We start from the raw sequence: 26796 nt of genomic DNA on the forward strand, positions 1-26796 counted from the left end.
CTAAGGCATTAGCAATCTTAACGATAACGCATCAGCCCCTGCTGTACAGAAGAAGCCACTAACTCGCCACTGCGAGTAAAAAAGCGCCCCCTCGAGAGACCGCGGCCACCCATCACACACTCAGCCTCTACCGTGTGCAATAGCCACTCGTCAGCGCGAAATGCTTGATGAAACCACAGCGCATGATCGAGACTGGCAACCTGTAGATCATCCTGCAAAAAAGACTGTCCGTTGGCAATGAGGCAGGCATCTATCAGTAGTGAATCCGACATATAGGCCAATAGCGCCTCGTGCAAGCCGGGCTGATCCTCAATCGGACCCCGCGTCTTGAGCCAGGCATGGAACACCGGTTTTCTGGCAACAGGCTGTTTCCAATCCACCGGGTCGAGCAAGCGCACATCGAGATCCTCTCCGGTCAGGATCATAAAGTCTTCGTTAAAGCTGTTATCCGCGATACTGCGCTCACGCTCGTTAGGTAAAGACTCAGGTGGGGGAATATCCGGCATCGCTTGCTGAAAGCGCTCGCCCTCGCCATCTAGCATAAACGATACCGAGCACACTAAAATCGGCTTGCCTTGCTGTAGAGCGACCACTCGCCGAGAACTCAAGCTCCCGCCATCAAGTGCATGCTCCACTTCAAACACGATCTCTTCACGCGGGTTACCCGGCCGCAGAAAATAGGCATGCTGAGAGTGTACTGGTCGATCCTTGTCTACGGTTGCTGCCGCTACTCGCAGCGCCTGCCCCAGCACTTGGCCACCGTAAACTCGCATCGCCCGCGGGTGCATATTCTGAGCAAGAAAGGATTGATCCGCTTGCTGTACGGGTGATAAGACATCGAGTAACTGGTTAAGCATAGGGGCTATCTACTAGAATGTGTTACCGATACATTATCCGAATTCACGCCGCTCGGCCAAGCGTCGCGATGCTAGAAAGCATTTTTATTGCTTGTCGGCACAGCTAATTGGCCCCCACCATCACTAGAGGTATGTCCGATGCCACAACTACTCAGCCCCGCGCAACTGCGCCAGCGCATTCGGAGTGGTCTATATACTGGCCACACCTCAGGGCTGGCCCAAGGCTACGTACAGTGCAACCTGACTATTCTGCCGGCGGATTGGGCCGGCGACTTTTTGCGTTTTTGTCAGCTCAATCCGCGGCCCTGCCCCCTAATTGCCATGGCCAACAGCCCCGGCGATATCAGCTTGCCCTCTCTGGGGGACATTGACATCCGCAGCGACGTATCTAGCTACCGAATATTTCGCCATGGCCAACTCGAAGATGAAGTGGCTGATATCCGTAGCTTATGGCGCGATGATTTGGTCACCTTTGCCCTGGGCTGCTCATTCTCATTTGAGGAGGCACTGCTGGCAGATGGCCTAGATGTACGCAACGTCAGCGAAGGTGTTAACGTCCCCATGTACCGCAGCAATATTCCCTGCCAAAGTGCCGGAGACTTTGCCGGCAACATGGTGGTAAGCATGCGACCTTTTAAGGCAGCTGACGCCATCCGGGCGATACAAATCTGCACCCGCTTCCCCTCAGTACACGGCGCCCCGATACATTTCGGCGACCCCAGAATCATTGGCATAAAAGACCTCGAGCAGCCGGATTACGGTGACCCAGTTAGCATTAAGCAAGAGGAAGTGCCAGTATTTTGGGCCTGTGGCGTCACTCCCCAAGTAGCTCTGGAGAAGGCCCGCCCACCCTTTGCTATCACCCATAGCCCTGGCTGTATGCTGGTTACTGACCTGCGCAATAGCCAACTGGCTATCATGTAAAATGTTCTACATCGCGAGTACCTAGCATGCAATTGAACTGTGATCTTGGCGAAAGTTATGGCAGCTGGACCATGGGTATGGACGCCGCCGTCATGCCCCATATTCATCAGGCCAACATAGCCTGCGGTTTTCACGGCGGCGACCCTCTCACTATCCGCAAAACTCTGGCACTAGCAGCTGAACATGGCGTGGCAGTGGGTGCCCACCCAGCCTACCCCGACTTAGTGGGCTTTGGCCGGCGCTCCATGGATTTAAGTAGCGAAGAAATCATCGCCACTTTGCTCTACCAAATAGCCGCACTCGATGGCATGGCCGCCAGTGAAGGTCTACAACTGACTTACGTCAAACCCCACGGTGCGCTCTACAACGACATGATGGCCAAGACTGAAGTCCGTGCAGCAGTAATGGCTGCACTAGCCAGCTATCACCGACCACTCAAGCTGATGCTACTGGCCACCCCCCAAGCCCAAAGCCACCGCGATGAAGCTGCAGCGGCTGGACTCAGCGGCCTATTATTCGAGGCCTTTGCCGACCGCTGTTACGACGATAAGGGGGCGCTGTTATCCCGTCGGCAAGCCGGCGCAGTGCTCAACCAAGAGCAAACCCTTGCCCAGGTCACCCAACTGAGCCGCAAAGGCAGCGTCACCACTGTCAGTGGCCAAGAGCTACACTTGCAAGCCGACACACTCTGCGTCCATGGCGACAACCTCGAAGCGGTCAACATCATCGCAGCGCTCCGCCAGATCGTCGAGGTCGCCTAGGGTCATGGAGCTCGTCACAGCCGGGGAAAATGCCCTGATACTCTATCTTGGTAGCAGCACCAGCCCTGCAGTCTCGGCCCAGGTGCAAGCCGCAGCTGAGGCGCTGTCAAAGGCTCTCGGCGAGGACTTGGTTGACCTAGTGCCTTCTTATGCCTCCTTGCTGGTTATTTATAACCCACTGAGAACAGATCATCTCGCTGTGCGCAAAGCCATCCTAAGAGCCACCGCCCAACTAGATACTGGCGCAGAAGATAGCCACAAAACTGTGGTTTTGCCGGTGTATTATCACCCCGAGGTTGGCGCGGATTTAGAAGCCCTGGCCCAAAATGCAGGCCTTTCGGTCGAGGATGTAATCAAACTGCACAGCCAGTGCGAGTACCGCGTCTACGCCATTGGCTTTGCGCCGGGCTTTGCCTACTTAGGCGAAGTTGACGCCCGCATTGCCGCCCCTCGCAAGGCGACGCCCAGGCAGCGTGTACCGCGCGGCGCAGTGGCAATCGCCGATCGCCAAACAGCAGTTTACCCAGCAGTCTCCCCTGGTGGCTGGAACCTTATCGGTCGCTGCCCCACGCCCATGTTCAACCCTCAAGCCGAGCCCACCATGCCCGTTGCAGTCGGCGACCGAGTGCGCTTTGAAGCGATCACTCGAGAGCGTTATCTTGCATTGGGAGGTGAACTCGAATGAGCATGGAAGTTTTACAGCCCGGTTTGCTAAGCCTATTACAAGATACTGGACGCTTCGGTCAGCAAAGAATTGGCCTCACTACCGGCGGCCCACTGGATCCCGAGGCTTTTACGCTGTGTAACCGCTTGCTGGGCAATGAGGCCAAGGCGACTTTGATTGAAGTTAGCTTTGGTGGTTTGGTCCTACAATCCAAGGTTAATACCTACATTTGCGTCACCGGCGCCGAACTGCCGCTGCAAATCAACGGCCGAGAGGCAGCGCTGTGGCAGGTACACAAAGTCTGTGAAGGTGATGAGATTAAGCTGGGCTTTGCCGTATCAGGTTGCCGCGCTTATCTCGGCGTAGCCGATGGCTTTAGCATCCCCGAGCAGTTTGGCAGCACCTCAACTGTCAGCCGTGAAAAGGTCGGCGGACTAGAGGGTGACAAGCTCCAAGCCGGCGACCTGCTGCCCTGCCCTACCCACCATCATAGAACACTGCGTTACTTACCCGAGGCTTGGATACCCAAGTATGCACGCGACATCACCGTGCGAGTGATTCTGGGATATCAACAGAAGCATTTTAGCCCTTTGCAGCAACGGCGTTTTTTCAGCAGCCAATACCAGGTCAGCGAGCGCTGTGATCGCATGGGCTACCGTCTAAAGGGTGCTGCTATACACTGCAGTTTAGACGGTATTTTATCTGAGGGTATCTGCTTTGGCGCCATACAAATTCCCGCAGACGGGCAGCCCATCGTGTTACTAAACGATCGGCAAACTATTGGTGGTTATCCTAAAATAGGCTCTGCTCTGTCCCTAGATGTCGCGCGACTGGCCCAGTTGACTCCCGGTGCAACCCTTAACTTTGAAGCCATCACAAGTTATGCGGCACACAATGCGCTGCACTTGGAGCACTATCGACTGCAGCACCTGCCCCTACTGGAGGGACAAGCATGAGCGAATTGCACCTGAGTATTGATATAGAAAATTTGCTGGTCTCACGCAACCTGCGCCATATGCAGCTGGCCCAAGCCGCCCTGCAACCCGGCTATTACCTACGAGCCGCACAAGTCTTGCGCGCTTGCGATGGCTGTGTATTGATCGGCACGGGTTTTCCGGTAGCTGACACCTTTGAAACAGATGGCCCAGTCGGCGCTATTGCCCTCTACGAAGCCCTCTCGGCACTGGGAGCAGAACCGATACTGGTGTGTGCCCCGCCCTTAGCCACTGCCTTAGAAAAGGATTTCAGAGTGCACAGCTTAAGTGCCCGCTCATTGCCCCAAGCACGTCAAGATGCGTTCGACGCGCTGTCTTCATTAGCACCGAATGCGGTCATTTCTATCGAGCGCCCCGGGCTCTGTGCCGATGGCCGTTACTACAATATGCGCGGCGAAGACATCAGTGCCCGCTGCGGCATTTTCGATCCCTTTGTTGAGCTCGCTCAGTGCCCGACTATTGCCATTGGCGATGGCGGCAATGAAATTGGTATGGGTAAAATCGCCCAGGCCATCAGTTCACTGGATATTCGTGTATCGGTCACTAGCTGTGATGAACTACTCGTTGCGGATGTGTCTAACTGGGGAGCTTATGGCCTGATCGCCTTCCTCGGGCTCTGGGCGCGCAAGGACCTTCTGGGACAAGTTTCCCCCAAGATCATCCTCGACTATCTATCAATTCGCGGCAGCGTCGATGGGGTGACCCGAGAAAACACCCCCACCGAAGATGGCTTGGCTGCTTCCACAGGCTGCGAAGTCATTGAACAACTGCGCCAATTAACAGGCTTTGCTAGTAGCTAAAGCAGAGCTTTATACTTTTATTGCTCCACTCACCAATAGTGATTTTAAGGTAACCCCCATGAGCACAGTCTATTTAAACGGCAGTTTTATGCCGATGGCAGAAGCCAAAATATCTCCCATGGATCGTGGCTTTTTATTTGGCGATGGCATCTACGAGGTTATCCCCTCTTATGGCGGCAAACTGGTGGGTTTTGGGCCCCATATGACACGCATGCAAGACGGTCTGGATGCCCTGGAAATCCAAGTGCAGATAGATCAGGATCACTGGCGCGACATCAGCCAGCAATTAATAGAGCGTAACGGTGGCGGCAACCTCGGAATCTACCTACACATTAGCCGCGGCGCCGACTCACGGCGCCACCACGCTTACCCGGAAAATATTGCACCGACCCTCTTCGCTTTTGCTTTTGAGATCCCACCCGCGCCACAAGCCGACAAAGCGCTAGCCAGCACTTACAAAGTATCCACCACCGAAGATCTGCGCTGGAAACGCTGCAATATCAAATCCACAGCACTGCTTGGCAACGTGATGCACTATCAGCAGGGCTACGCCAATGGCCACAACGAAACCATTCTCTACAATGCCCAAAAAGAGCTAACCGAAGCAGCTGCCTGCAACGTGTTTGTGGTCAAGGACGGGGTAGTTGCCACGCCCGACTTGGACTATCAGAAACTGCCCGGCATCACGCGTTTTATGGCTATCGACATCCTGCGCCGCGATGGCAACATCCCAGTTGAGGAGCGCACAGTGAGCTTGGCAGAATTACGCGATGCCGACGAAGTGTGGCTGTCGAGCTCCAGTAAAGAGCTAGCGCCGGTAGTCGAAATCGACGGTGCCCCAGTGGGTGATGGTAAGGTCGGCGATGTATGGCTCGCAGCTCAAAGCCTGTTCGTCAAACACCGCTACGACTACTAATGGCGCGCCCCACTCAAGCGCGGCTGAATCTCGATGCACTGCGCCATAATGTCAAGCTGGCACAGTCATTGGCGCCGCAGTCCCGCTTAATGGCTGTCGTTAAAGCCAACGCTTACGGCCACGGCGCGCTGGCAATGGCCAGCGCGCTGGAGCCCTACAGTGACGCCATGGCTGTCGCTTGTATTGAAGAAGCACTAGAGCTCAGAGAGTCTGGGATCAAGGCACCACTGCTGTTGCTAGAGGGTCCATTCGAGCCGGCAGAATTAGCTGTTGCCGCGGCCAATAACTTTTGGCTGATGATCGACAATGAGCGACAACTCAAGTGGCTAGAACAGGCACGCTTAACAGCAGCCCTGCATTGCTGGCTGAAAATAGACACTGGCATGCACCGGCTGGGTTTTGCACCACAACGCTGCGCCGAGCTTTTCCACCACTTAAGCAATATGCCACAGCACCGTGGCAGCCCAGTACTCTGCACGCACTTTGCCTCTGCCGACGAAGTGGATCCCCGCGGCACCGAGCAGCAACTGGCCTGCTTTGCATCAGCTTGCGCTGGGCTCAAGGCAGAGCGCAGCGCCGCCAATTCACCGGGCTTACTCGCCTGGCCCCAGTCACACTACGAGTGGGTTCGCCCGGGTTATATGCTGTGGGGTAACTCACCCTTTGGCAGCCGCTCACAGGTCAATGCCGATCAATTGCGTCCGGTAATGACCTTAGAGTCGGCCATTATCTCGCTGCGCGATGTCCCCAGCGGCAGTGCTGTTGGCTACGGCGGCTCCTGGGTGGCACAGCGCCCCTCTCGTATTGCCACAGTGGCCATTGGCTATGGAGATGGCTACCCGCGCAACGCAATGAATGGCACGCCGGTATTAGTGAAAGGCCAGCGTGCAGCGCTGGCTGGACGGGTGTCTATGGATATGATTACTGTTGACGTCAGCGATATTGATGCTGTAAACATTGGTGACCCCGTCACCCTCTGGGGTGAAGGCCTGCCGATTGCGGAGGTTGCCGAACACGCCGCCACCATTGGCTATGAACTCCTCACCCGCATGCCGCTGAGAACCCCCCGAGTTGTCACCGGCTCTAGCACAACAGGGGCGCCGAACAATTAATTGCCAGATCGGCTATACTGTATGGCCATAAATAGCAAAGGAATAAAGGAATGGCCGCTAAACCGCATCGCGCTCCAGCTAAAAAGAAACAGCCAGCAGCAGTAGAAACATCCTCTTCCATTGAAGAACAAACCGCGGCCTTTTTGGCCTCAGGTGGCAAAGTTGATCAGATTCAATCTGGTATCAGCGGCCAGCAAGGAGGTTATTATGCCCGCTCTAGCCAAAACAAGAAGTAAGATTTGACCCACCTGGGACGCCACGCGTCCCCAAGCGCCCCTCTATCCATCTGAATCTTAAAACGCCCAACAGCAAGCAGCCTAGCGTCAGACTTATGGCGCGGTTACTTGAGCAATATTGTTATAACATTCAGCGTGGGATTGATCTGGCATCAAGTCAAAAAACCAGTACTATAAACTGCCACTAAGCACTCAGGAACAATACGCTTTTGGATACCCAAGCACTGGAACCAATAGCCGAGGGGAGCTTACTGGCTGCCATCGATCTGGGCAGTAACTCCTTTCACCTGGTCATTGCCCGTGTAGAGCACGGTGAAATCCGGCCAGTCGAAACACTGGCCGAAAAAGTACAGCTCGGCGCCGGCTTTGAAGATGAGCTATTGAGCACTGAAGCCATGCTGCGCGGTCTCGACTGTCTCGCTCGCTTCAAACAATTACTCGATACTCTCAAACCCGACCGCTTGCGTATCGTCGGCACTCAGGCACTGCGAGCAGCCAAAAACCGCCGCGAATTCACCCGGCCAGCAAAAGCCCTCTTAGGTAGCCCAGTGGATGTAATCTATGGCCGAGAAGAAGCTCGCTTAGTGTATCTAGGTGTGGCTCACAGCCTTGCAGATGACGCGCATTCGCGATTAGTGGTGGATATAGGAGGTGGCAGCACTGAGTTGATTATCGGCCAGCGCTTTGAGGCACAGCGGCTCGATAGTTTACAAATGGGCTGTGTGACCTATAGCCATGAGTTTTTTCCCGACGCCCAGATCACTCAGGAACGCTACCAGCGAGCCTATAATCGAGCACGCTTGGAGCTTTCATACCTGCGCCACCACTACCATCACAGACACTGGGAAGAATGTGTGGGTTCCTCTGGAACCTTGCGAGCGATTGAAAGTATCCTGCTGCAAAATGGCTGGAGCAAGGCAGGGATTTGTGCTGCTGGACTACAAAGACTAGAGCAAACATTGCTCGAGTTTAGCGACTTCGATCAAATCCAAGTCGAGGGTTTATCCGAGCAGCGCCGCAGCGTCATTGTCAGCGGGGTGGCGCTGAGTCGTGCTGTATTTGATGTACTGGGTATCGATCAAATGCGCATTTCTAAAGGCGCACTGCGCGAGGGCGTTATTTACGACTTAGACGGCCGCCTTTTTCATGAGGATGTACGAGAGCGCACTATCAATGCACTGATGCAGCGCTACAACGTCGACGATCAAGCTGCAGTCATTGTTGAGAAACGAGCGCGCATGCTGTTTGAGGCCACGCGCGATAAATGGCTACTCAATAGTGCTGACTGGGACCTGCTGCACCGAGCTAGCTGCACCCTTGATATAGGCATGGCGATTTCTCACAAACACTACAACCGCCACTCAGCCTATCTATTAAAAAATGCTGACCTGCCTGGGTTTTCCCAAGAAGAACAGGAGCAGCTAGCGTTACTAGCGCGCTACCACCGCGGTAAATTCGATGAACAGCAATTTAATGAGCAGAACGACAGCGAAAGTTTAGCTCTCTTACGCCTGATCATCCTGCTGCGCCTAGCCTTTCTTTTTAAGCACGTGGAACAGCAGGAACTGTTGCCAGAGTTTGCTATTGAAGTCGAACAGCGCTCACTGCACTTAAGCTTCCCTGATGAATGGTTAGATCAGCACCCACTGACCACTTGGGAGCTTGAGCAGGAGCAAAAGCTGCTGCAAAAGCAGGATTTTAGCCTGCTAATTCACTAACTCAATCGCGCTCAGACTCTGCTTGGCTAATCTCCTCAAGATAGGCCAGCATCAGACTATTCACCTGATCAGAAGCTTCTAGCTGCACCATATGTCCAGCACCGGGAATCATCTCAACACGGCGCAAATCGGGAAAAATAGCCCGCATTTGTGCTATTGGATCATCGCCGTGAAAACCCTCTAAGTCGACATCGTTTTCACTGCCGATAAAGTAGGCCGGCACAGCGCTCTGCACACCTTCATAAGGGCGACGCTGCTCCCACTTTAAATCGAATGAGCGGTACCAGTTGAGCCCACCGGTAAAGCCGGTGCGACTGTATTCACTGACAAAAAACTCTAGCTCCAGCTCTGACAACCAGGGCCAAGGCAGCGCTGGCGGCTCTTCCATAGCATCGAGATAAGAAGTTCCGGGTGGGTAGTTAAACATCTTAAAGAAGTCACAGTCGCCGCTGAGGGTGTAAAACACTTTATGTAAGAAAAGTCGGGGCTGCGCTGCTAACTCGCGATCGGCCCGCGGCGGCTCGCGAAAGTACTCAATATGCAAAAAGTGCTGCTCAGCGATTCGGCGGTACTCAGTCAAAGGCGGCTCATCCGGGTTGTGGGGTGCCGCAGGGTTTTCCAAACCGATCACTGCAATCACCCGCTCCGGATGCCGCAGAGCTAAGTCGTAAATAGCAAAGGCACCAAAATCTAAGCCGGCGAACACTGCTCGCTGCAAGCCCAGATGATCTAATAGGCCGACTAAATCCCCAGTGATGTGATCGATATCATAGGCCTTTACCTCAGCTGGTGCGTCAGTCTGACCCATACCCCGCATATCCGGTGCGATCACTCGATAACCCGCATTAGCCAGTGCGGTAATTTGTCGGTGCCAACTAAACCAGAGGTGGGGAAATCCATGGCAGAGCACGATCGGCAGGCCACTGCCCTGCTCTACGTAGTGCATGTTGATGCCATTAATCTTGGCGTGGTGGTGTTGCCATTGCATAAGCGACTTCCTCATAACTCATAAAGCCTAGGGCCATCCTGCCACAAGCAGATACAAGCTGCAGGCCTGATACATTGAACAGATACAGTATCTCAAGAGGGGCCTGTAGAATGCAGGCTAGTCAAGTTCACACTATCATGCTTCACTAACATTTTTTGCTCGGAGCTTTTTTTATGTTTCGTTTCAAAACACTTATGTTGGCACTTATTCTGGGCCTTTGCAGCAATATGCTCCATGCCGCCAATGTGATTCTTATTATTGGCGATGGTATGGATGACCATCAAATTAGTATCGCCCGCAACTACCTCAAAGGCGCTCAAGGTCGTTTACTACTCGATGACATGCCACTGCGAGCAGCGGTCCAGATCCTCACCGTCGAAGATAGCACTGAGCATAAACCGGTCTATGTCGCCGACTCCGCCAATACTGCTACCACCCTCGCCACCGGCGTTGTCACCAGCCGCGGGCGTATTAGCACTGCTGCAGGCAGTGATGAAGACCTGCCAACCATTGCCGAGTTAGCCAGCGCAGCGGGCCTGCGCAGCGGTATCGTGACCAGCGCCAGCGTTACTGATGCTACACCAGCTGCTTTTGCTGCTCATGTCAGCCTACGACTGTGTGAAAACCCGAACAAGATGCTAGATATCAATTATCGCGGGATTCCCTTAGGCAACTGTAAGCAAGACCTAAAAGCCGCAGGCGGGCCCGGGTCTATCGCCGAACAACTTGCAGCATCATCCTTAGATATCTTGCTTGGCGGCGGCAGCAAACATTTCAGCCCAGAGATTGAAGGTGGCAATATCAGCGTGGCCGAAGCTGCCCAAGCTAATGGCTTTACCCTCGTACACAACCTAGAGCAACTACACAATGCCCCAGCTGATGCACGTCTGCTTGGCCTTTTCGCACCGGGCACCTTGCCCGTGCGCCTCCAGGGCGAGGGGCAGCGCAGCGCCGAGGCCGCAAAGCCCAGCTTGCTTAATCGATTACACCCCTACCTAGGGAGCGTGAGCTACCCGGATGTCATGCGCTGCGAAGCTAATCCACAGGCTGAAGGCATTCCCACACTTAAGGCCATGACCGAAGTCGCTCTGGAATATTTATCGCGCGATAACCCCACAGGCTTCTTTTTGATGGTCGAATCAGCCTCGATTGATAAGCAGGCCCATGAACGCAAGCCCTGTGGCTCGATTGGCGAAATGGAGCAACTCGAAGAAGTCTTGGCCACTGCAATGGCCTTTGCCGAAAACCAGCCCGATACGCTGATCTTAGTTACTGCCGATCACGCTCAAGCGGCACAGCTGGTACCCGATGGAAGTATGTACAAGGACTACAACATACCGGTGTATTCGCCGGGTATGGTAGCGCGAATTGTTACTCCCGAAGGTGCCATCATGGGCGTTAACTATGCTACTAACAACTACCCCTACGAGGAACATACTGGTGCTAACGTGCCCTTATTTGGCAACAGTGAAGCCCAAGCCTATGTGCCAGCTTTTATCCAACAAAGTGATCTATTCAACATTATGCGCGATTACTTAGGCTTAAAGCCTGAGGTAGAACTTAGAGATTGACCCAACTGCTGAGCGCCGGCAGACGAAAAGACTGACCGGCGAAGCTCAGTACTACTGAGTCCGGCAAAATCTCTTCAACGCGCAGGCCTTTACCAATACTGCTGCCTGCACTTGCGCTCTGACCATTGATCAACACCTTTGAGCGAGTGGCATCTGCATGATAGTCATGAGCGCTGTACAAGACAGTGGGAATGGCGTCCTTTTGCTGCTGAGACAAATCCGCAAGAAAAGGCGCCGCGTGTTCTACTGCTTTAGCCTGCTGCATCTGCGACTGCGCTTGACGCAGCAGGGCGTCGACATCAAGCACCGTCTGTTCTTGCCCCTCAGTATTGCTTTGCTGAGCCTCCACCTGCTGGCTAGCACTCGAGCGAAGCGGCTCAGCTTCTGCAGGCTCATCGAGCGACAGCTCAGCGCTTTCAGACATGGAGCCTTGAGTATACAAAGCAGCCACTTCAGCGGGTGGCTGGGGCTTCGCATTTGTGCTGTCGATCAACGCCGGTCTCAGCTCTGGTGCAGCAACACGATGGGATGATTCGAGCACCACTGGCTGTGCCGCAGGCTTAAGCGCGGGGCTCGAGGTCGCGCTATTCGCTATAGAAGCCACAGGCGCTACATCAAGGGGGCTAGTGTTTACTGGACTAGCAGCCTTGGGCGCCAGCAACAACCAAGCGATCAGCGTCAAAGCCAGCACCAGCGCCAAAGCCAGCAAGCCTTGAGACCAAGAACTTGCTGCCGGCACAGCGCTATCACTGTAATGCTGAGTGGCAATACCTGGCACCTCGCCGGGATTGGCGCGCTCACGATTGGAGCGATTAATCGCGTCTAAAATTAGCGACATAGCGCAAACCTCTGCTAGACCTGAACACCGTCTACGAGTACTCCTAAGTCAGTCATTAGCACGGCCTAAAAGCAGTGTCTTGGCCTGGGCGCGGGTGGGGTCGATACCGAGCTGCTCGTTTAACTTTAGCAGGGTCTGCAGCCCTACTACTCCGTCGGCCTCCAAATGATTCGCCTGCTGGAACAAGCGCACCCGCGTTTCCAGGGTCGCGCTAAAACCTGTGGTCGCCAAGGGTCTTTCCTGCCCATCCAGCTCTGCTAGCATTTGAGCGACTTGTGCCACTACAGGACTTTTATCCCCTATAGAAAGCGGCTTAGCAAAACCCTCAGGGGGGCGCCACAATAGATAAAACTCACCCTGCCAGAGTTTGGCCAAATGCGTCAGCGGCACATTGACCAATCCTTGAGAGCTCGCCAACACGGCCTCTTGCCCCTGCACTGCAATCAATAGCGCAGCGGCGCTAAAACGCTCCTCCGTAACCAGCTCTAGCACCAGTGGACGGTCATAAGCCTGCAGTGCATCCCATGTTTGCACCCGCTCGCGATAGCAAAGCAGTCCCTCCTGTACTTGAGTACTGCAGACCTCAGCGGGCACTGTAATGGCGGAATGCAAAGCCCACAAATACTCCCCAGCTTGCCTTGGCGGCAATAACCAGCTGCGATTAAGCGCTGGAGGCCCAGCTGCTGCCAGTGCTGATACGGCCTCCTCTTGCTCGCCTTGTTGCAGCGTAACTACCGGCAAGTTGTGTCGCTCGCTCACTGCAGCCACAGCAGCGGGACTTGAGTGCTCACTGAGTACAGGCTGTTGTGGCCAATAAAACCATAGCAGCAAGCCGGCAATCAGCAGCAAGCACAGTGGCAGCAACAACCAGGGCCAAACTTTGGCCGCCGGCCTCTCGCCCATGACTTCCCGGGCGGCAACTTCTACCATGGCGCGATCAGCTCGCGCCTTATTGCGGCCATAGGCGCCGAGTAACACACGATCACATAAAACATTAATCAATCGCGGAATACCCCGGGTACGCCGATGAATACGCCGCACTACCGCATCGGGAAAGAGCTCCCGGTCCGGGGCTAGACCAGCCACCTGTAAACGGTGGCGAATATAGGCCCGCGTTTCTGCTAAATTAAGTGGCTCTAGATTGTAGCGCGCTGTAATTCGCTGATTTAATTGACGCAGCTCAGGGCGCTGTAATAAGGCCGCCAGCTCCGGCTGACCAATAAGGATAATTTGCAGTAACTTTTCGCTATTAGTTTCTAAGTTTGTCAGTAAGCGTATCTGCTCTAGCACCTCAAAATCTAAGTGCTGCGCTTCATCGATCAGCAGGACGGTTTTGCGGCCGCGGGCGTGATTGTCCAATAAAAAACGCTGCAGCTTATCAGTCAGCGTTTTCAGACTGGTGTTATCCGGGTCATAGTCGATACCCAGCTCATCGCAAGCACTGGCCAAGAGCTCTAAAGCATTCAGCGCGGGATTGAGAATGATTGCGATGTCTGTGCTGTCGGGCAACTGCTCCAACAGACAGCGATTGATAGTGGTCTTACCGGTACCGACTTCACCTGTCAGCAGAATAAAACCACCGCTACCGGCCACACCATAGAGTAAGTGGGCCAGTGCATCTCGGTGGCGCGCGCTCATAAAAAGATACCGCGGGTTCACCGCGATAGAAAATGGCGCTTCCTTAAGCCCAAAATATTGATGATACATACTGGCCTATGTTTGCCCCGCAAAGAGATGACATTATGCCCAAGGCACTGCCTCGCGGCTATGGCGATGAAGGGCTATCAATATTTGAGAGCATACTAAGAGCCTCATCGCACCAAGCCAGAAACTGCTCTCCCTGCCTAATGCCGGCCAGCAGGGCCAAGTAAACGCCTTTGCGGCGCAGCGGTAAGCTATCGGGCTCAGCGTAATGGCGCCGCCTGATTTTTTCATAGAGATAAAGTCGCTGCATCATTTCATCGCGGCGCTGCCGCAGCTCGCCGCTGAGATGAGCCAAGTTGGCCTCACTCAAGTTATAAAGCTTGACCCACAGGTCATCTTTAGCTTCTTGCACACGGCTGGGACCAAAGACCCACTGCGCCAATTCCTCTCGTCCCGCCTCAGTCAGGCGATAGAGGATTTTATCGGGCCGACTGCGCTGCACAACGGTTTCTTTGTCCAGCAAGCCCTGCTCGGCCAACTTATGCAACTGCTGATAAATTTGCTGATGGCTGGCATGCCAAAAAAAACCCAAAGACACATCGAAAGCTTTCGCCAACTCATAGCCAGACATGTCGTCTTCTAACAGAGCGGTCATAATGGCGTGAGACAATGCCATGAGATATTCCTATTCCAAACCTGCGGCAAGCATAGCCTGACGAGCCCTCATATACAAAAACTTGCATATAGAGCAATCATGCAATAAGTTGCATAACCTAATCTATTTATATTTCATCAGCTCAACCCACAAGGAGCTCCTTATGGCCCTACCTGACTCTCTAAAGCACAGCCTGCAACTACCAGTAATCGGCGCACCAATGTTTATTGTGTCTAACCCTGAACTGGTTCTGGCCCAGTGCAAAGCGGGGATCGTCGGTTCTTTTCCCGCTCTCAACGCGCGTCCAGCTGAAGAGCTGGAAAATTGGCTGATAAAAATCACCACAGAACTTGAACAGTACAATAAGCAGAATCCTGATAGCCCCGCCGCACCTTTCGCGGTCAATCAGATAGTGCACAAATCCAATGATCGGCTGCAGCACGACCTGGAGCTCTGCGTAAAGTACAAGGTGCCCATCGTCATCACTTCCCTCGGTGCGCAAGAGTTTGTCAACGATGCGGTGCACTCCTACGGTGGCATAGTGCTTCACGACGTCATCAACGACCGTTTTGCGCGCAAAGCTATTGAAAAAGGTGCCGATGGCTTGATTGCGGTGGCAGCAGGTGCCGGAGGGCATGCCAGCGCCATCTCCCCCTTTGCCTTAATACAAGAAATTAGAGAGTGGTTTGACGGCCCGCTGCTACTTTCCGGCTCAATCGCTACCGGTGATGGCATCTTGGCAGCACAGGCCATGGGCGCTGATTTGGGCTATATCGGTTCGGCGTTTATCGCTACCGAGGAAGCCAATGCCGAGCAGGCCTATAAGCAGGCTATCGTAGACAACTTCTCCAAAGACATCGTCTATACCAATCTCTTCACTGGGGTCCACGGCAACTATCTACGCCCCTCGATTGAGGCGGCGGGGTTAGACCCCGATAAGCTCCCAGAGAGCGATCCTTCGGCGATGAATTTTGGTTCTGGCGGTGCCTCGGCGACCAAGGCCTGGCGCGATATCTGGGGCTGCGGACAAGGTATCGGGGCAGTCAAAGCAGTGGTCCCCGCCGCTGAGCTGATAGCTCGACTAAAGCGTGAATATCAGCAAGCTAAAGAGCGATTGTCAGCCCTTTAAAGTCGCGACATCTAGGCTGAACAGTCAATGCTCCTGAAGGGCTGGCCCTGATTGGGCCAGCCTTACTAAGCCAGTGCGCGATAAATCATGCGTCCGGCAATCAACACTAAGAACACACCAAAGGCGAAAGACAAATGCTGTTGCGATAATCTGTGGGAGAACTTTGCCCCCAAAGGCGCTGTTAAAACAGTCATTGGCGCGATTAGAGCCAAGCCTATCACGCTGACGTAGCCCAAGTTGCCAAAGGGCACACGCGGATCATTCCAGCCGGTAAGGACATAGGCTAAGGCTCCAGGCAAGCTGATCAACAAGCCAAACAGGGCCGAGGTCCCCACAGCGCGATGCATGGGGGTACTCATCATCGTCAAGGTCGGCACACTCAGGGTGCCACCGCCAATACCAATCATGCTCGACAGTGCGCCAATCGCAACTGCTGGCAGCTTGCCAAGCAACCCAGCTGGCGGGCCATCACTCAAGCGGAGATTAGTTAGAGGCAAGGCCATCTTGACCGCCACCAACAAGGCCACAGCGGCAAACAGCAGCGATAACACGGTGCTATCAACTCGACTGGCCAGCAAGGTGCCCGCGACAGAACCCAGTAAAATATAGACTCCCCAGGAACGCGCCAGAGCAAAATCTACTGCGCCGCGGCTATGATGGGCCCGCACTGAAGAGAGCGAGGTGGGTACAATCGTTGCCAGTGAAGTTGCCACTGCGATATGCAGCGTGAGGGAAGGGTCAACCCCCGCGCGACTCAAGGCGATATCCAGCATCGGCACGATCACAATACCGCCACCTACCCCGAGTAAGCCAGCCAATATACCGCCGATGACGCCAGTCAGTAACATGGCAAAAATTAAAGGCAGCAGTTCCACCCATTCCGGCATGCAATTTTTTCCTACTATAGATCAGTAAATTTAACGACTTTTGCCGCAATGGGCGGATGCTCGCTAGCACCAATCCAGCGCCAGCACATCGTGCCCCGATTGTGGCCAGCAGTTTCAAGCCAGTTAGGATGGTTTGGCTTACTGTGCGACACAATAATTTTAAGCGATCCGTCCGCCTCATAATGCGCGCTATGCTTGTTGAAATGAATCCTGTGGTAGCGATAATCCAAAGACTCCATCCACCAGTTTTGCAACACGAAATTCCAAGTCTGACAATTCGGCACTGTAGCCGCCTCGACTACTAGGGCCTCATCATCAGCTAAGTCCCAAGCGCTATGAAAATAATAAATATTGGGATCACCGCCTATAGCCTGACAGTAAGCTTGGTCGGCAGGAGCCACTTGGTTGGTCGTGGGCAAGAAACTTGAGGCCCAGTTGTCAAACAGAGCTGTTGTGTTTTTAAGAAACTGAATCGCCCCCTGCAGACCGCGGTCAAGTTTTTCAGCTGTCAGTGCTTCAGGGCGCTCATGTTCAGCGCCGATACGCTCTAAGACGATCTCGGCGCGGGTTTCACTCTGTCTATCCTGAAAGGTTTGACGAACATTCAAGGAGTTGGTGTCAGGCCCCATAGGGAGCCAATTACCGGGCTGCTCGCGCTGACTAATAATTAGCTCAAAACTACCATCTTCATTGACCAGCATATCTCTGGAGTCTAAGAAACCGTCGGTCTTCATACCACCGCCACTGCTGTAGCGGTTAATCACCGTAGCAAAGCCCAAATAGTCCACTGTGCCACGACTACCTTTTAGCCGGTAATCATAGTCAGGATTCAAGGCTGCAGTCTGGTAGTAATTATCCGGGTTATCGGCACCTAATTTAATCGTCTCATGGGCTGGGCAGCGCAACACAGGAAAAGCAGCATCTCCGCCTTCGACAAAACTCTCTAAACCAGCGCGCAACATACGCGTGAGATAGCGATAGCCCTCGGCACGATCGAGAGCTGTGGCCGGTGCATTGGGAGAAAAAACCAACTGCCCCGCCTCTTTTAAGCCATCACAAAAATCATCCCAAGCGCGACCATCCATTACTCGCGCAGTGCTGTCATTATTATTCATAGTGATTCCTTATCATCGCTGCGCCTTAGCCTAGACTAAGCTCGTAACGCAGGATGTAATCGCCAAATAAATCAGCCACTTCAGTCTGGCTGATACCATAATCTTCCAAGCGGTACTGGTGACGACCGTGCTTACCCTTAGGGTTCTGCTCAAGCCATCTAGTCATAGCAGCTCGGCCGGAATGGCTCAGTGGCCTTCCCCGAGCGGCATAAATTGCCTCAATCGCCGGCCAGGGGTCAGCGACAAAGTCATCGTGTTTTATATCTAAAAATTGCCCCGGATAAGTGCTCTCAAGCGCTGCGCGATCCGCTTCAAATGTGCGGGTGTAAATTGCCAGCATCGCCATCCAGTCTCGGCCAATCTGCTGCCGATCAACGGCGTCTGAGCTACTGCGCCGCAAAAACTCACTAAAACTACAGCCAGAGGCCACAAAGGAAAGCGGCGCCCGATGGGTCTGTACAATAATGGCATCGGGGTAGTAGTGCAGAATTTGCCGCAAACCGAGCTGATGAAAAGGTGCCTTCAGTACCCAGCTCCCGGGGTGTCGGTACTGCAGTAATTGTAATTGCCGCCGGTGACTACGATAGCAGTCACGCAGACCCAGCTGCTCATAGAGCCAATTGGCATAGCTGGGTATATGAAACATTGCCGAATACTCAACCGACATAAACTCGCGGTTAAATAGCATATAGCACTCGTCGGGAGCTTCGGCATCAATCAAATGCCTGTTTAAAAAACCGGGCAAAAAGGTCTCGGTAAGAGCCACGCTCTCAACCTGCTGCGCGATGCGCGGGTCGCAATGGTAAGTCGCAGTCTCTGGGGGCGGCACCGGGGACTGAGCCTCCCACAAGCGCAAAGTCCGATTTGTTTCATCCTGGTTGAGCATGTGGTGCAAGGCAGTGGTACCAGTGCGCGGCAGGCCAACAATAAACACCGGACGACTAATTTCCTGCTGCTCCACATCCGGATTCTGCTTAAGATAATCGACGATTTTTAGCCGGTTCACCAAACCCGAGTCAATAGTCATTTGAGCTCGCAGCTGACCAAAATCGTTGAGCTTAGCTTCGCTATTAAGCGCGTGTATTAATCGCTCTAGCGGCTCATGAAATGCCTCATCGCCAAAATCCCCCAAGCCCGTTTGTTCTTGGGCCGCCGCCAACATCTTATTCTTATCTAGCACGCTCAACTCCGCTGCTCTGCTTTTGTAGGCAGACTACTCAGGCCAGAGCAGTCATTCAATTGAAACCTTAGACTGTCATAGGCAAAGACCCAGACAAGCTATGAATTGCCTCAACTCAGTTCAAAAACTAATACTTTGCTCGAGCTAACAGTCGACGTATTAACTACTGCTACGCTGGGCTAACTCAAGTCACTCCAAGCATATCTGGCGTTTTAATTTGGCGAAAAGCTGGCCCAGCAATGGACATACCGAGCCAGCTTGGAGGAAGGTTTATTTAAGTGCGGGAATTAAGGCAGAGAATTCTTCAATCATTGGCATGATAATTTCTGGGCGATCCCAGTTTTCCACGCCAACGCCGATATTGCAGCGGTGCACGCCCAAATCGCGATAAGATTTCAACAAATCTGCAGTAACTGGCGACATCACCACTAGCGTAATCTCAACATCATCTGGATTGCGCCCTGCCTCCTGAACTAATTTACGGAAGTCAGCAATACCTTGCTTGACATCAGGCATTGCCACATCCACTGGCATCCAGCCATCAGCCCAGGCCGCCGCATGCTTAACACCCAGTGGCCCCATGGCGCCAAAGGTTACCGCGGGCCCACCAGCCTGAAGTGGCTTGGGCTCAAACCAAACTGGATCAAAATCAATTAATTCACCGTGGTACTCTGGCTCTGACTCTGTATACAAGGTGCGCTGCGCTTCAACCAACTCTCTCATAGCCAAGTAGCGGCGATTCCAGGGTAAGTTAGTGGCGTTGTTGAACTCTTCTTCGTTCCAACCTACACCACAGCCGATAATCACTCGGCCATTGCTGAGGCGATCTAAAGTAGCAATGGTTTTGGCTTGAGAAAACAACTCCCGCTCCAGCAGCAGTGCAATGCCAGTTCCTAACTTGAGCTTTTCGGTCGCTGCCGCTGCTGCCATCAAGGAGACATAGGGGTCCATCATTTTCTTATAGGGTTCAGGCAATTCACCACCGGCAGGATATGGGCTGCTGCGGCACACCGGGATATGGCTGTGCTCGCCATACCACAGTGATTCAAAACCAGCCTCTTCCAGTGTTTTGGCCAGTATTTCCGGCGCCGGGTCATCGGCGGTATTCATTGAGCTAAAACCTAAGTGCATTAAGCCGTCCTCTTTATTGAGTAAGTTAACTCTGAATGTACCCTCACAGAATCAGATACGCCACAATGACAGCACCAGCGACTGGCTTGGTTCAGATTAATGAGCCTGACAGCGTAGTTAAATACAGCACCGCACTAATAATCACTCGCGACGCTTGCGCACCGCAGTGGCCAATTCTTGTAGAACCTGCTCTGTATCCTCCCACTTGATACAGGGATCGGTAATGCTCTGACCGTAAATCAAGGGCTGACCAGGCACCACGTCTTGGCGACCTTCGATCAAATTACTCTCAATCATTACGCCAAAAATACTCTGACTACCGCGAGCCACCTGAGTCGCAATATTTTGCAACACATCGATTTGGCGGGCGGGTATTTTTCGGCTATTCGCGTGACTAGCATCGATCATGATACGTGCTGGCAACCCACTTTTGGCCAGCATAGCGCTGGCGTCATCGACCGAGAACATATCGTAGTTAGGATGCTTGCCACCGCGCAAAATCACATGGCAGTCGTCATTGCCAGCAGTTTGGAAAATTGCCGAACGGCCCTGTTTAGTTACCGATAAAAAATTGTGGGGTTGTGAAGCGGATTTAATGGCATCAATAGCCACCTGTACATCGCCATCTGTAGCGTTTTTGAAACCCACCGGACAGGACAGGCCCGAAGCAAGCTCTCGATGCGTCTGACTTTCAGTGGTTCGCGCACCAATCGCCCCCCAGCTCACTAGATCTGCCAGATACTGAGGGCTAATGAGGTCTAAGTACTCGGTTCCTGTAGGCAGTCCCAGCTCAGCCATATCTAACAGCAACTGTCGCGCCAGGTTGAGGCCCTTATTAATCTGGAAGGTATTGTTCAAGTCCGGATCATTAATTAAGCCTTTCCAGCCTACCGTGGTACGGGGCTTTTCAAAATATACCCGCATCACGATCAATAAATCGTCGGCCAGCTCCGTAGCCAGCTCTTTCAGCTGAGTCGCATACTCTCTGGCCGCTGCAGGATCGTGAATTGAACAGGGGCCGACTACCGCCAATAAGCGATCATCTTCACCACTAAGGATATTGTGAATACCCCGCCGAGCATGCTCCACGGTCTGTGCCGCAGCATTGGAAACAGGGATATCACTAATCAGTTTTTCAGGTGAAATCAATTCATTGGTTTTCAGAATACGCAGGTCATCGGTGCTAGTAGTCATGTTGTGGAAACCTTGAGTGTAAGAGAGCGAATACTATACGCTTAGCGCGGAATAACTGACTAATATACCATCGGCCGTCCTGCAATGCAGGGTCTCAAGAGCTATGCGGAGAACAGCTGTGAAATCAAAATTTGTCGCTTTCGGCCTGATCTTGGCCGCCGGCTTGGCCACTGCAGCCGAGCAACCGAGCCTCGAACTGATCATGTCCGATCCAGACTGGATCGGGAATGCGCCACAATCACCCTATTGGTCGGATTCAGGCGACAGTATTTACTACTCTCAAAAACAAGTCGGCGAAGATTTTAGCCAACTGTTTCGGCTGACACTGCCCGGTGGCGAAACATTAGCAGTTGATGAAAGTCGCAGCCCCGCCGATAGCGGCCGAGACAAAATATACAACTCAGATCGCTCCGCAGTGGCCTGGTTAGAGCGAGGAGACATCTTTCTTAAAGACTTAAAGAGTAAGCAAAGCCAACGAATTACGGCCACCGTCAGCGATGAAAGCCACTTGCAATTCAGTGCCGATGACAATTCCCTGCAGTTCTTACGTGACGAGCAGTTTTTCAGTTTTGACTTGCAGCGCGGCAGCCTGCGACAGCTTACTGATATCAGACTAAGCGATGACCCAAAAGCAGAACAAGCTCGCTTTGATGTGCTGCGCGCACAGCAGGCTCGCACTTATCGCAGCCTGGTAGAATCAGCACAGCGCAGCGAGCGACGAGAAGCCGCCGAACAGCTCCGTGCCCAGCATCCGAAGGCTCTGTACCTAGGCAAAAACATCCGAGTTTTAGCGCGCAGCTTATCGCCTAATGGTGAGCAGCTAGCCCTGGTGGTAAGTGATGCCTCAGACGACACAGGCCGAGCAGGCAGCATGCCAAACTACCTGACAGCCGACGGCTATGTCACTGTCCGCGAGGTGCGCAGCAGAGTCGGTCGCAATACTGAGCGAGCACAAGATCTATTGATAGTGGATTTAAGCAGCAACAAAATAAGCAAAGTAGATTGGTCTAGCTTGCCTGGTATCGACCAAGATCCTCTGGCCAAGCTGCGTCTCTCGGCACTGAAATGGCACCTTGAGCAGGGCGCTAATGAAGCCGAAGTAAAACAAGCACTGACAGCCCCTGAGCAACGTGGGCTGAGTGTGACTCAGCTCAAATGGAGCCCCAATGGCCAGCACTTAGCCCTGCAATTATTAGCAAATGACTTTAAAGACCGCTGGCTAGTCAGCTACTCTCCCGCTGCAGCAGGAGCCCAGCTCAAGCTGCAGCACCGGCTCAGTGATGAAGCCTGGATCAACTGGGAATACAATGATTTTGGCTGGTTGAGTGACAGCCGAAGCCTGTGGTTTTTATCGGAAGAGTCAGGCTATTCCCATCTCTACCGCAAAGCCTTTGACGAAAAGCGCGCCACTGCTCTAAGCTCTGGGCAGTTTGTGGTGCGTGAGCCAGCTATTGCTCCTGCTGAAGATTATGCATACCTAGTGGCCAACCGAGCGCATCCTGGCAACTACCATGTCTACCGGGTGCCGCTAAGCGGTGGCGCCCTTGAGCAAGTTAGCGATTTAGACGGCGTCAGTAGCTTTGTGCTGTCCCCCAATAGCGAGCAGTTACTTATATCGCGCTCATGGTTCGATAGACACGAGGATTTATACCTTGGCGCCAGTGATGGTAGCCAAGGGCTTAAGCGCCTGACCGACACCGTCTCAGCGCGCTACCGTGAGATTGACTGGATCATACCCAAGATTGTTGAAGTGCCCTCTTCACATAGTGAGCGGCCTATTTACTCAAAGCTCTATTTACCCGCCGACCACGACCCCAATAAGCGCTACCCTGCGCTGATGTTTGTGCACGGCGCCGGTTATACCCAAAACGCTCATTTCGGTTGGCCTTATTACTTCCGTGAATTCATGTTTCACACAGTACTGAGTAATGCGGGTTACGTGGTACTGGATATGGATTACCGCGCCTCACAGGGCTACGGTCGCGACTGGCGTACCTCGATCTATCGCAACATGGGTCAGCCAGAACTGGAAGACTTCCTTGATGGCATTGACTACCTAGTAGAACAGCAGGGTGTCGAGCGCCACCGAGTTGGCATTTATGGCGGTTCTTACGGTGGCTTTATGACTTTTATGGCGCTATTTAAAGCACCTGAGGCCTTCGCTGCAGGTGCCGCCCTACGCCCCGTCGTCGACTGGATGCACTATGAAAATGACTATACTCAACGTATTCTTAATACTCCCTTAATAGACCCTGAAGCCTACCAGCGCAGTTCACCAATCAATCATGCAGCCGGTCTGGAGAAGCCTTTATTAATCACTTCTGGCATGCAGGATGACAACGTGTTTTTCCAAGACTCAGTGCTGATGGTGCAGCGCTTGCTGGAACTCAAAAAGCCGGATTTTGAAATCGCCATCTACCCGCTAGAGGGTCATGGTTTTAGCAATCCCGAATCTTGGCTGGACCAATACCGCCGGATTTTTAAACTGATGCAGAAGCATCTGCAATAAAAGGAAACAATAAAATGGATTCAGATATTCCCCGCCTGCTAGCAGCCAAATATGCTCAATTCGCCGATGACAGAACCTTCTCCCGGATGGCTGAAATCATGTCCGATGACTTTACTCAAACAGGGCCTGGCTTTGGCTCCAACAGTTTGCAAGAGTTCATCGACAACCTGGAGTTACTCAAAGATTACTCGGCCACTTTTCACCTTGTTGGCAATCAAGTGGGTGAATGGCACAACGAAATTTATACTGGCGAAACATGGTCCGTGGCCGCTCATATTTACGAGCGCGATGGCGTAACGCGCAAATTGGATATGGGTATTCGCTATCAGGATGTGATTGAGAATGTGGAGGGGCGCTTCCGCTATACTTCAAGGAATCTCAATGTTGTCTGGACTCAGGACCTGCCCTGCCAAGGATAGTTATACAGGGCTAGGGCTTAGGATAAGTCTGTTAATACGACTTGGTGAGCAGCGCACCACTGGGTCAATTGCTCTGATAGTTCAACTGGCAAGTGTAAGTCGACACAGACCTGCTCACTGTAGTGCACCTCGTCAACCTCGCCCCCCTGCTCAGCTAACCAGTGACGCAGGGGCTGCTCGCAAGAAAAGTCACCGCAAGCTCGCCAGTAATCGTAAGCCACAAGCCGCTGGCTAGGGGCTTGATCCACGGCCAGCTGTGCCGCTGCACTGTAAGCCCGAACCAAGCCCCCAGCGCCCAATTTGATGCCACCAAAATAGCGGATCACGATAATCAACACATCGCCTAGATGGCCATGCTGAAGCACGTTAAGAATGGGTCTGCCAGCGGTTCCCGCAGGTTCGCCATCATCGCTCATCCCCGCACTACCGGCATCCTGCGGCTTACCAAGTAAATAGGCCCAACAGTAATGACGAGCATCGGGGTAATCTGCCTGTGCCGCACTCAGTGCCGGCTGAACATCGGCACGGCTCTGAATAGGTAAAATCCGCGCGATGAAACGGCTTTTTTTAACCAGATGCTCAACCTCCCAGCTACCTGCAGGCACCTCATAGGACATCGTCTTACACCATCTCCTTTCAGTATCGTTCCATGTTCAGCTCGACCAATACTGATCCAGCATGCTACCCACGGTATTGGGCACCACAAGGTGAGCCGCATACCAAGTATGAAGGCAGCGAATACGCTTAAAGTCTTCAATGCCGCCTATACCACGGCGCGCCAGTACCTCAGTAAAACCGAGCCGCCCTAAACGCTCCCGTAGGGGCTCACTAAGGTAACTGTCACGCAGTGCAATATGAGCCTGGTGATCAGCGCGCATTGACTGCTGAAGACTCTGATCCTGATCGATGCGCAGTTGAAATTCAGCGATTAAGCCCTTCCCTTCAGCGCGATCGATGCGGTATATCAAATCGGGATCAAGCAACCAAAATAAGGTCGGAAAAGGTTTATCATCTACCAGTGAAGCGACCCGCAGCACCAGCGGTGCCCCCTGAGCATCGCTCACCGCCACCGCCTCTAAGCCCCTCGGCTCTCGACCTAGCAGTTCAGTAATATGGGCGATCTGTGTTGCATTCGGCTTCACGGTGTTGTGCTCTACTGCTAAAGTGGCGCCCAATTTTACGCCAGCTGTAGAGTGAACACCATGTCCGGCCCCAAGCCCTCCGTCTTGCAGCGAGAGCTGCATAGCCTCGCTAGCGCGATAACTTTTCTGACTCGCATTCCGCTTCCCGGTTTTCAATATGATCAACAAAGCCAAGGCCGAGCTATTTTATACTTTCCGCTCGTCGGCCTACTCGTCGCGCTCCCAGCTATCGCGATGTATTACTTTGCTCTGACTCTATGGTCTCAGAGTGTGGCGGTAGTGCTCGCCATGGCGACCACTATCTTACTCACTGGCGGCTTTCACGAAGACGGCTTAGCCGACAGTGCCGACGGGCTTGGCGGCGGCTGGCAAAGGGCTGACAAGCTGCGGATCATGAAAGATAGCCGTCTGGGGACTTACGGCGCACTAGCTCTAGTTATGTCGCTGTTACTGAAGTTTACGCTGCTAAGTAGCTTGCCCCACGAGCTAGTTCCTGCCGCGCTGTTAACGGCTCATATTGTAGGGCGTTGGTCGACTCTGCCCCTGCTGTATTCAACGCCGTATTTAGGCGGCTCAGAAGCCTCCGGTACAGCGCTGCTGCAAGACCAGCAACAGACTCGCTTATGGCTTGCCACTGGCTTCTCATTCGGTGCCATACTGCTGCTGCAAAGCGAATCCTTCTGGCTTTTGCTCACTGTCGTAGCCATTTTACTGTTTCTCTGGCGCCGGCACTGCCTGCGCCAACTTGGTGGTATTAACGGCGACACCCTAGGCGCTGCCAATCAAATGGTAGAGCTGTCCATCTACCTCTGCCTGGCAGCGACATTAGCGCCATGACTGTAAGCGGCCCCGTCCTATTGCGGCATGCCAGCACTGTCGAGCCTGCCGGACAATGCACCGGGCAAATGGATCTGCCCCTAGACGCCAGCGGCAGAGCCTGCGCATCGAGTATCTCCTCACGCTGGGTCGGCCCAGCACCAAAGCGGATTTTTAGTAGTGATCTAGTGCGTGCTCGCGACACCGCAGCCGCTCTACCGCGGCGGCCTGATAGCACGACCATCTATGACCCGCGTTTGCGGGAAATCAGCCTGGGCCAGTGGCAGGGCCAAACTTGGGATAACTTATACCGAGAAAACCCTGAGCAACTGGAGCACTGGGGACAACATTGGCTAGACAGCCCGCCACCTGGAGGAGAAAGTGGCCGCCAGCTATTTGCACGGGTGCAGCAGTGGTATCTAGAGCAGCGCCACTTACTTGATGCCAACACAGTGGTAGTCGCTCACGCTGGATCGCTGCGCGCGCTGTCCTGTTTGTTGCAGGGTCTAGCTGCAGAATCCATGTTCGAGTATCAATTTCATCACTGCGCTCCACTGCAGTTGCTCAATCAGCGCCCAAACAAAGTTATTTGACA

27 protein-coding genes are annotated in these 26796 nt (G+C 53.4%); 15 read left to right on the top strand and 12 right to left on the bottom strand.

Annotation, left to right across the window (positions count from 1 at the left end):
* Positions 1 to 17 precede the first annotated feature (17 nt).
* Entirely contained in the window at positions 18 to 857 is an 840-nt protein-coding gene (locus H2508_RS05745) for an acyl-CoA thioesterase (RefSeq protein WP_182169949.1), read from the bottom strand.
* Positions 858 to 995: 138 nt separating this feature from the next.
* Here H2508_RS05745 and H2508_RS05750 point away from each other — a divergent pair, with 138 nt between their 5' ends.
* The 9 genes from H2508_RS05750 (at position 996) to H2508_RS05790 (ending at position 8983) form a co-directional block, all read left to right on the top strand.
* Positions 996 to 1781, top strand: coding sequence for a putative hydro-lyase (locus H2508_RS05750; protein ID WP_182169952.1), 786 nt, complete (start codon positions 996 to 998; stop codon positions 1779 to 1781).
* A 26-nt stretch (positions 1782 to 1807) separates the two neighbouring features.
* A complete protein-coding gene (locus H2508_RS05755) occupies positions 1808 to 2542 on the top strand; it encodes a 5-oxoprolinase subunit PxpA (RefSeq protein WP_182169955.1) in 735 nt (244 codons plus the stop codon).
* Positions 2543 to 2546: 4 nt separating this feature from the next.
* Complete coding sequence (gene pxpB / locus H2508_RS05760) at positions 2547 to 3227, top strand: 5-oxoprolinase subunit PxpB (protein WP_182169972.1); 681 nt, start codon at positions 2547 to 2549, stop codon at positions 3225 to 3227.
* Entirely contained in the window at positions 3224 to 4162 is a 939-nt protein-coding gene (locus tag H2508_RS05765; protein ID WP_182169975.1) for a 5-oxoprolinase subunit C family protein, read from the top strand. Before pxpB ends, H2508_RS05765 begins: the two co-directional genes overlap by 4 nt.
* Positions 4159 to 5001: a glutamate cyclase domain-containing protein gene (locus H2508_RS05770; RefSeq protein ID WP_182169978.1), complete on the top strand. Its 843-nt coding sequence runs from the start codon at positions 4159 to 4161 to the stop codon at positions 4999 to 5001. Before H2508_RS05765 ends, H2508_RS05770 begins: the two co-directional genes overlap by 4 nt.
* 58 nt (positions 5002 to 5059) lie before the next feature.
* Positions 5060 to 5917 carry an aminotransferase class IV gene (locus H2508_RS05775; RefSeq protein ID WP_182169981.1) on the top strand — a complete coding sequence of 286 codons (858 nt, stop codon included), beginning with the start codon at positions 5060 to 5062 and terminating at the stop codon, positions 5915 to 5917.
* Positions 5869 to 7029, top strand: coding sequence for an alanine racemase (alr, locus tag H2508_RS05780; RefSeq protein ID WP_235964883.1), 1161 nt, complete (start codon positions 5869 to 5871; stop codon positions 7027 to 7029). The genes H2508_RS05775 and alr overlap by 49 nt, the downstream gene beginning before the upstream one ends.
* Positions 7030 to 7079: 50 nt before the next feature.
* Positions 7080 to 7265, top strand: coding sequence for a hypothetical protein (locus tag H2508_RS05785; protein WP_182169984.1), 186 nt, complete (start codon positions 7080 to 7082; stop codon positions 7263 to 7265).
* A gap of 209 nt (positions 7266 to 7474) precedes the next feature.
* Entirely contained in the window at positions 7475 to 8983 is a 1509-nt protein-coding gene (locus H2508_RS05790; RefSeq protein ID WP_182169988.1) for a Ppx/GppA phosphatase family protein, read from the top strand.
* 1 nt (position 8984) lies between these two features.
* On the opposite strand, the gene H2508_RS05795 is transcribed toward H2508_RS05790, so the two are convergent.
* Positions 8985 to 9971 (bottom strand): alpha/beta fold hydrolase, encoded by a 987-nt coding sequence (locus H2508_RS05795; protein WP_182169991.1) that lies wholly within the window; start codon positions 9969 to 9971, stop codon positions 8985 to 8987.
* A 173-nt stretch (positions 9972 to 10144) separates the two neighbouring features.
* On the opposite strand from H2508_RS05795, the gene H2508_RS05800 reads away from it, so the two are divergent.
* Complete coding sequence (locus H2508_RS05800) at positions 10145 to 11542, top strand: alkaline phosphatase (protein ID WP_182169994.1); 1398 nt, start codon at positions 10145 to 10147, stop codon at positions 11540 to 11542.
* On the opposite strand, the gene H2508_RS05805 is transcribed toward H2508_RS05800, so the two are convergent.
* From H2508_RS05805 to H2508_RS05815, 3 genes are all read right to left on the bottom strand, one after another.
* Positions 11532 to 12380 carry a general secretion pathway protein GspB gene (locus tag H2508_RS05805; RefSeq protein ID WP_182169997.1) on the bottom strand — a complete coding sequence of 283 codons (849 nt, stop codon included), beginning with the start codon at positions 12378 to 12380 and terminating at the stop codon, positions 11532 to 11534. The genes H2508_RS05800 and H2508_RS05805 overlap by 11 nt on opposite strands.
* A gap of 48 nt (positions 12381 to 12428) precedes the next feature.
* Positions 12429 to 14018 (bottom strand): ExeA family protein, encoded by a 1590-nt coding sequence (locus H2508_RS05810; RefSeq protein WP_328799323.1) that lies wholly within the window; start codon positions 14016 to 14018, stop codon positions 12429 to 12431.
* Between the two features lie 127 nt (positions 14019 to 14145).
* A complete protein-coding gene (locus H2508_RS05815; protein WP_182170003.1) occupies positions 14146 to 14700 on the bottom strand; it encodes a PadR family transcriptional regulator in 555 nt (184 codons plus the stop codon).
* 142 nt (positions 14701 to 14842) lie between these two features.
* Between H2508_RS05815 and H2508_RS05820 the strand changes: the two genes are divergently transcribed.
* Complete coding sequence (locus tag H2508_RS05820; RefSeq protein ID WP_182170006.1) at positions 14843 to 15808, top strand: NAD(P)H-dependent flavin oxidoreductase; 966 nt, start codon at positions 14843 to 14845, stop codon at positions 15806 to 15808.
* 65 nt (positions 15809 to 15873) lie between these two features.
* Here the strand turns inward: H2508_RS05820 and H2508_RS05825 are convergent, their stop codons facing one another.
* The 5 genes from H2508_RS05825 to H2508_RS05845 form a co-directional block, all read right to left on the bottom strand.
* Complete coding sequence (locus tag H2508_RS05825) at positions 15874 to 16695, bottom strand: sulfite exporter TauE/SafE family protein (protein WP_182170009.1); 822 nt, start codon at positions 16693 to 16695, stop codon at positions 15874 to 15876.
* Between the two features lie 14 nt (positions 16696 to 16709).
* On the bottom strand, positions 16710 to 17810 hold the full coding sequence (locus tag H2508_RS05830; protein ID WP_182170011.1) for a DUF1214 domain-containing protein: 1101 nt from the start codon (positions 17808 to 17810) through the stop codon (positions 16710 to 16712).
* Positions 17811 to 17835: 25 nt separating this feature from the next.
* The gene (locus tag H2508_RS05835) at positions 17836 to 18990 is read right to left on the bottom strand and encodes a sulfotransferase family protein (protein WP_182170014.1); all 1155 of its coding nucleotides are present in this window, start codon (positions 18988 to 18990) and stop codon (positions 17836 to 17838) included.
* 270 nt (positions 18991 to 19260) lie between these two features.
* Entirely contained in the window at positions 19261 to 20121 is an 861-nt protein-coding gene (locus H2508_RS05840) for an LLM class F420-dependent oxidoreductase (RefSeq protein ID WP_182170017.1), read from the bottom strand.
* 141 nt (positions 20122 to 20262) lie between these two features.
* Positions 20263 to 21315 carry a 3-deoxy-7-phosphoheptulonate synthase gene (locus H2508_RS05845; RefSeq protein ID WP_182170020.1) on the bottom strand — a complete coding sequence of 351 codons (1053 nt, stop codon included), beginning with the start codon at positions 21313 to 21315 and terminating at the stop codon, positions 20263 to 20265.
* Positions 21316 to 21433: 118 nt separating this feature from the next.
* On the opposite strand from H2508_RS05845, the gene H2508_RS05850 reads away from it, so the two are divergent.
* Positions 21434 to 23824 (top strand): S9 family peptidase, encoded by a 2391-nt coding sequence (locus H2508_RS05850; RefSeq protein WP_182170023.1) that lies wholly within the window; start codon positions 21434 to 21436, stop codon positions 23822 to 23824.
* Between the two features lie 14 nt (positions 23825 to 23838).
* Positions 23839 to 24243, top strand: a complete 405-nt coding sequence (locus H2508_RS05855) for a nuclear transport factor 2 family protein (protein ID WP_182170026.1) — start codon at positions 23839 to 23841, stop codon at positions 24241 to 24243.
* Between the two features lie 17 nt (positions 24244 to 24260).
* Here the strand turns inward: H2508_RS05855 and H2508_RS05860 are convergent, their stop codons facing one another.
* Entirely contained in the window at positions 24261 to 24860 is a 600-nt protein-coding gene (locus H2508_RS05860) for an IMPACT family protein (protein WP_182170029.1), read from the bottom strand.
* Between the two features lie 36 nt (positions 24861 to 24896).
* Positions 24897 to 25418 carry a DUF501 domain-containing protein gene (locus tag H2508_RS05865; protein ID WP_235964885.1) on the bottom strand — a complete coding sequence of 174 codons (522 nt, stop codon included), beginning with the start codon at positions 25416 to 25418 and terminating at the stop codon, positions 24897 to 24899.
* A gap of 27 nt (positions 25419 to 25445) precedes the next feature.
* Between H2508_RS05865 and cobS the strand changes: the two genes are divergently transcribed.
* The gene (gene cobS / locus H2508_RS05870; protein ID WP_182170034.1) at positions 25446 to 26222 is read left to right on the top strand and encodes an adenosylcobinamide-GDP ribazoletransferase; all 777 of its coding nucleotides are present in this window, start codon (positions 25446 to 25448) and stop codon (positions 26220 to 26222) included.
* Positions 26219 to 26794 carry a histidine phosphatase family protein gene (locus H2508_RS05875; RefSeq protein ID WP_182170037.1) on the top strand — a complete coding sequence of 192 codons (576 nt, stop codon included), beginning with the start codon at positions 26219 to 26221 and terminating at the stop codon, positions 26792 to 26794. The genes cobS and H2508_RS05875 overlap by 4 nt, the downstream gene beginning before the upstream one ends.
* The last annotated feature ends 2 nt before the right edge of the window (positions 26795 to 26796 follow it).

It is taken from the genome of Sediminihaliea albiluteola (assembly GCF_014077625.1).
In the GTDB taxonomy this organism is placed as follows: Bacteria; Pseudomonadota; Gammaproteobacteria; order Pseudomonadales; family Halieaceae; genus Sediminihaliea; species Sediminihaliea albiluteola.

Bases quoted from the DNA above. Each gene is read 5' to 3' on its own strand.
- H2508_RS05750 (WP_182169952.1), top strand. From the start codon at position 996: ATGCCACAACTACTCAGCCCCGCGCAACTGCGCCAGCGCATTCGGAGT.
- H2508_RS05775 (WP_182169981.1), top strand. From the start codon at position 5,060: ATGAGCACAGTCTATTTAAACGGCAGTTTTATGCCGATGGCAGAAGCC.
- H2508_RS05820 (WP_182170006.1), top strand. From the start codon at position 14,843: ATGGCCCTACCTGACTCTCTAAAGCACAGCCTGCAACTACCAGTAATC.
- H2508_RS05825 (WP_182170009.1), bottom strand. From the start codon at position 16,695: ATGCCGGAATGGGTGGAACTGCTGCCTTTAATTTTTGCCATGTTACTG.
- H2508_RS05805 (WP_182169997.1), bottom strand. From the start codon at position 12,380: ATGTCGCTAATTTTAGACGCGATTAATCGCTCCAATCGTGAGCGCGCC.
- cobS (WP_182170034.1), top strand. From the start codon at position 25,446: ATGTCCGGCCCCAAGCCCTCCGTCTTGCAGCGAGAGCTGCATAGCCTC.
- H2508_RS05765 (WP_182169975.1), top strand. From the start codon at position 3,224: ATGAGCATGGAAGTTTTACAGCCCGGTTTGCTAAGCCTATTACAAGAT.
- H2508_RS05815 (WP_182170003.1), bottom strand. From the start codon at position 14,700: ATGGCATTGTCTCACGCCATTATGACCGCTCTGTTAGAAGACGACATG.
- H2508_RS05770 (WP_182169978.1), top strand. From the start codon at position 4,159: ATGAGCGAATTGCACCTGAGTATTGATATAGAAAATTTGCTGGTCTCA.
- alr (WP_235964883.1), top strand. From the start codon at position 5,869: ATGGCTCGCAGCTCAAAGCCTGTTCGTCAAACACCGCTACGACTACTA.
- H2508_RS05830 (WP_182170011.1), bottom strand. From the start codon at position 17,810: ATGAATAATAATGACAGCACTGCGCGAGTAATGGATGGTCGCGCTTGG.
- H2508_RS05810 (WP_328799323.1), bottom strand. From the start codon at position 14,018: ATGAGCGCGCGCCACCGAGATGCACTGGCCCACTTACTCTATGGTGTG.
- H2508_RS05795 (WP_182169991.1), bottom strand. From the start codon at position 9,971: ATGCAATGGCAACACCACCACGCCAAGATTAATGGCATCAACATGCAC.
- H2508_RS05785 (WP_182169984.1), top strand. From the start codon at position 7,080: ATGGCCGCTAAACCGCATCGCGCTCCAGCTAAAAAGAAACAGCCAGCA.
- H2508_RS05875 (WP_182170037.1), top strand. From the start codon at position 26,219: ATGACTGTAAGCGGCCCCGTCCTATTGCGGCATGCCAGCACTGTCGAG.
- H2508_RS05845 (WP_182170020.1), bottom strand. From the start codon at position 21,315: ATGACTACTAGCACCGATGACCTGCGTATTCTGAAAACCAATGAATTG.
- H2508_RS05855 (WP_182170026.1), top strand. From the start codon at position 23,839: ATGGATTCAGATATTCCCCGCCTGCTAGCAGCCAAATATGCTCAATTC.
- H2508_RS05745 (WP_182169949.1), bottom strand. From the start codon at position 857: ATGCTTAACCAGTTACTCGATGTCTTATCACCCGTACAGCAAGCGGAT.
- H2508_RS05840 (WP_182170017.1), bottom strand. From the start codon at position 20,121: ATGCACTTAGGTTTTAGCTCAATGAATACCGCCGATGACCCGGCGCCG.
- H2508_RS05755 (WP_182169955.1), top strand. From the start codon at position 1,808: ATGCAATTGAACTGTGATCTTGGCGAAAGTTATGGCAGCTGGACCATG.
- H2508_RS05800 (WP_182169994.1), top strand. From the start codon at position 10,145: ATGTTTCGTTTCAAAACACTTATGTTGGCACTTATTCTGGGCCTTTGC.
- H2508_RS05860 (WP_182170029.1), bottom strand. From the start codon at position 24,860: ATGTCCTATGAGGTGCCTGCAGGTAGCTGGGAGGTTGAGCATCTGGTT.
- pxpB (WP_182169972.1), top strand. From the start codon at position 2,547: ATGGAGCTCGTCACAGCCGGGGAAAATGCCCTGATACTCTATCTTGGT.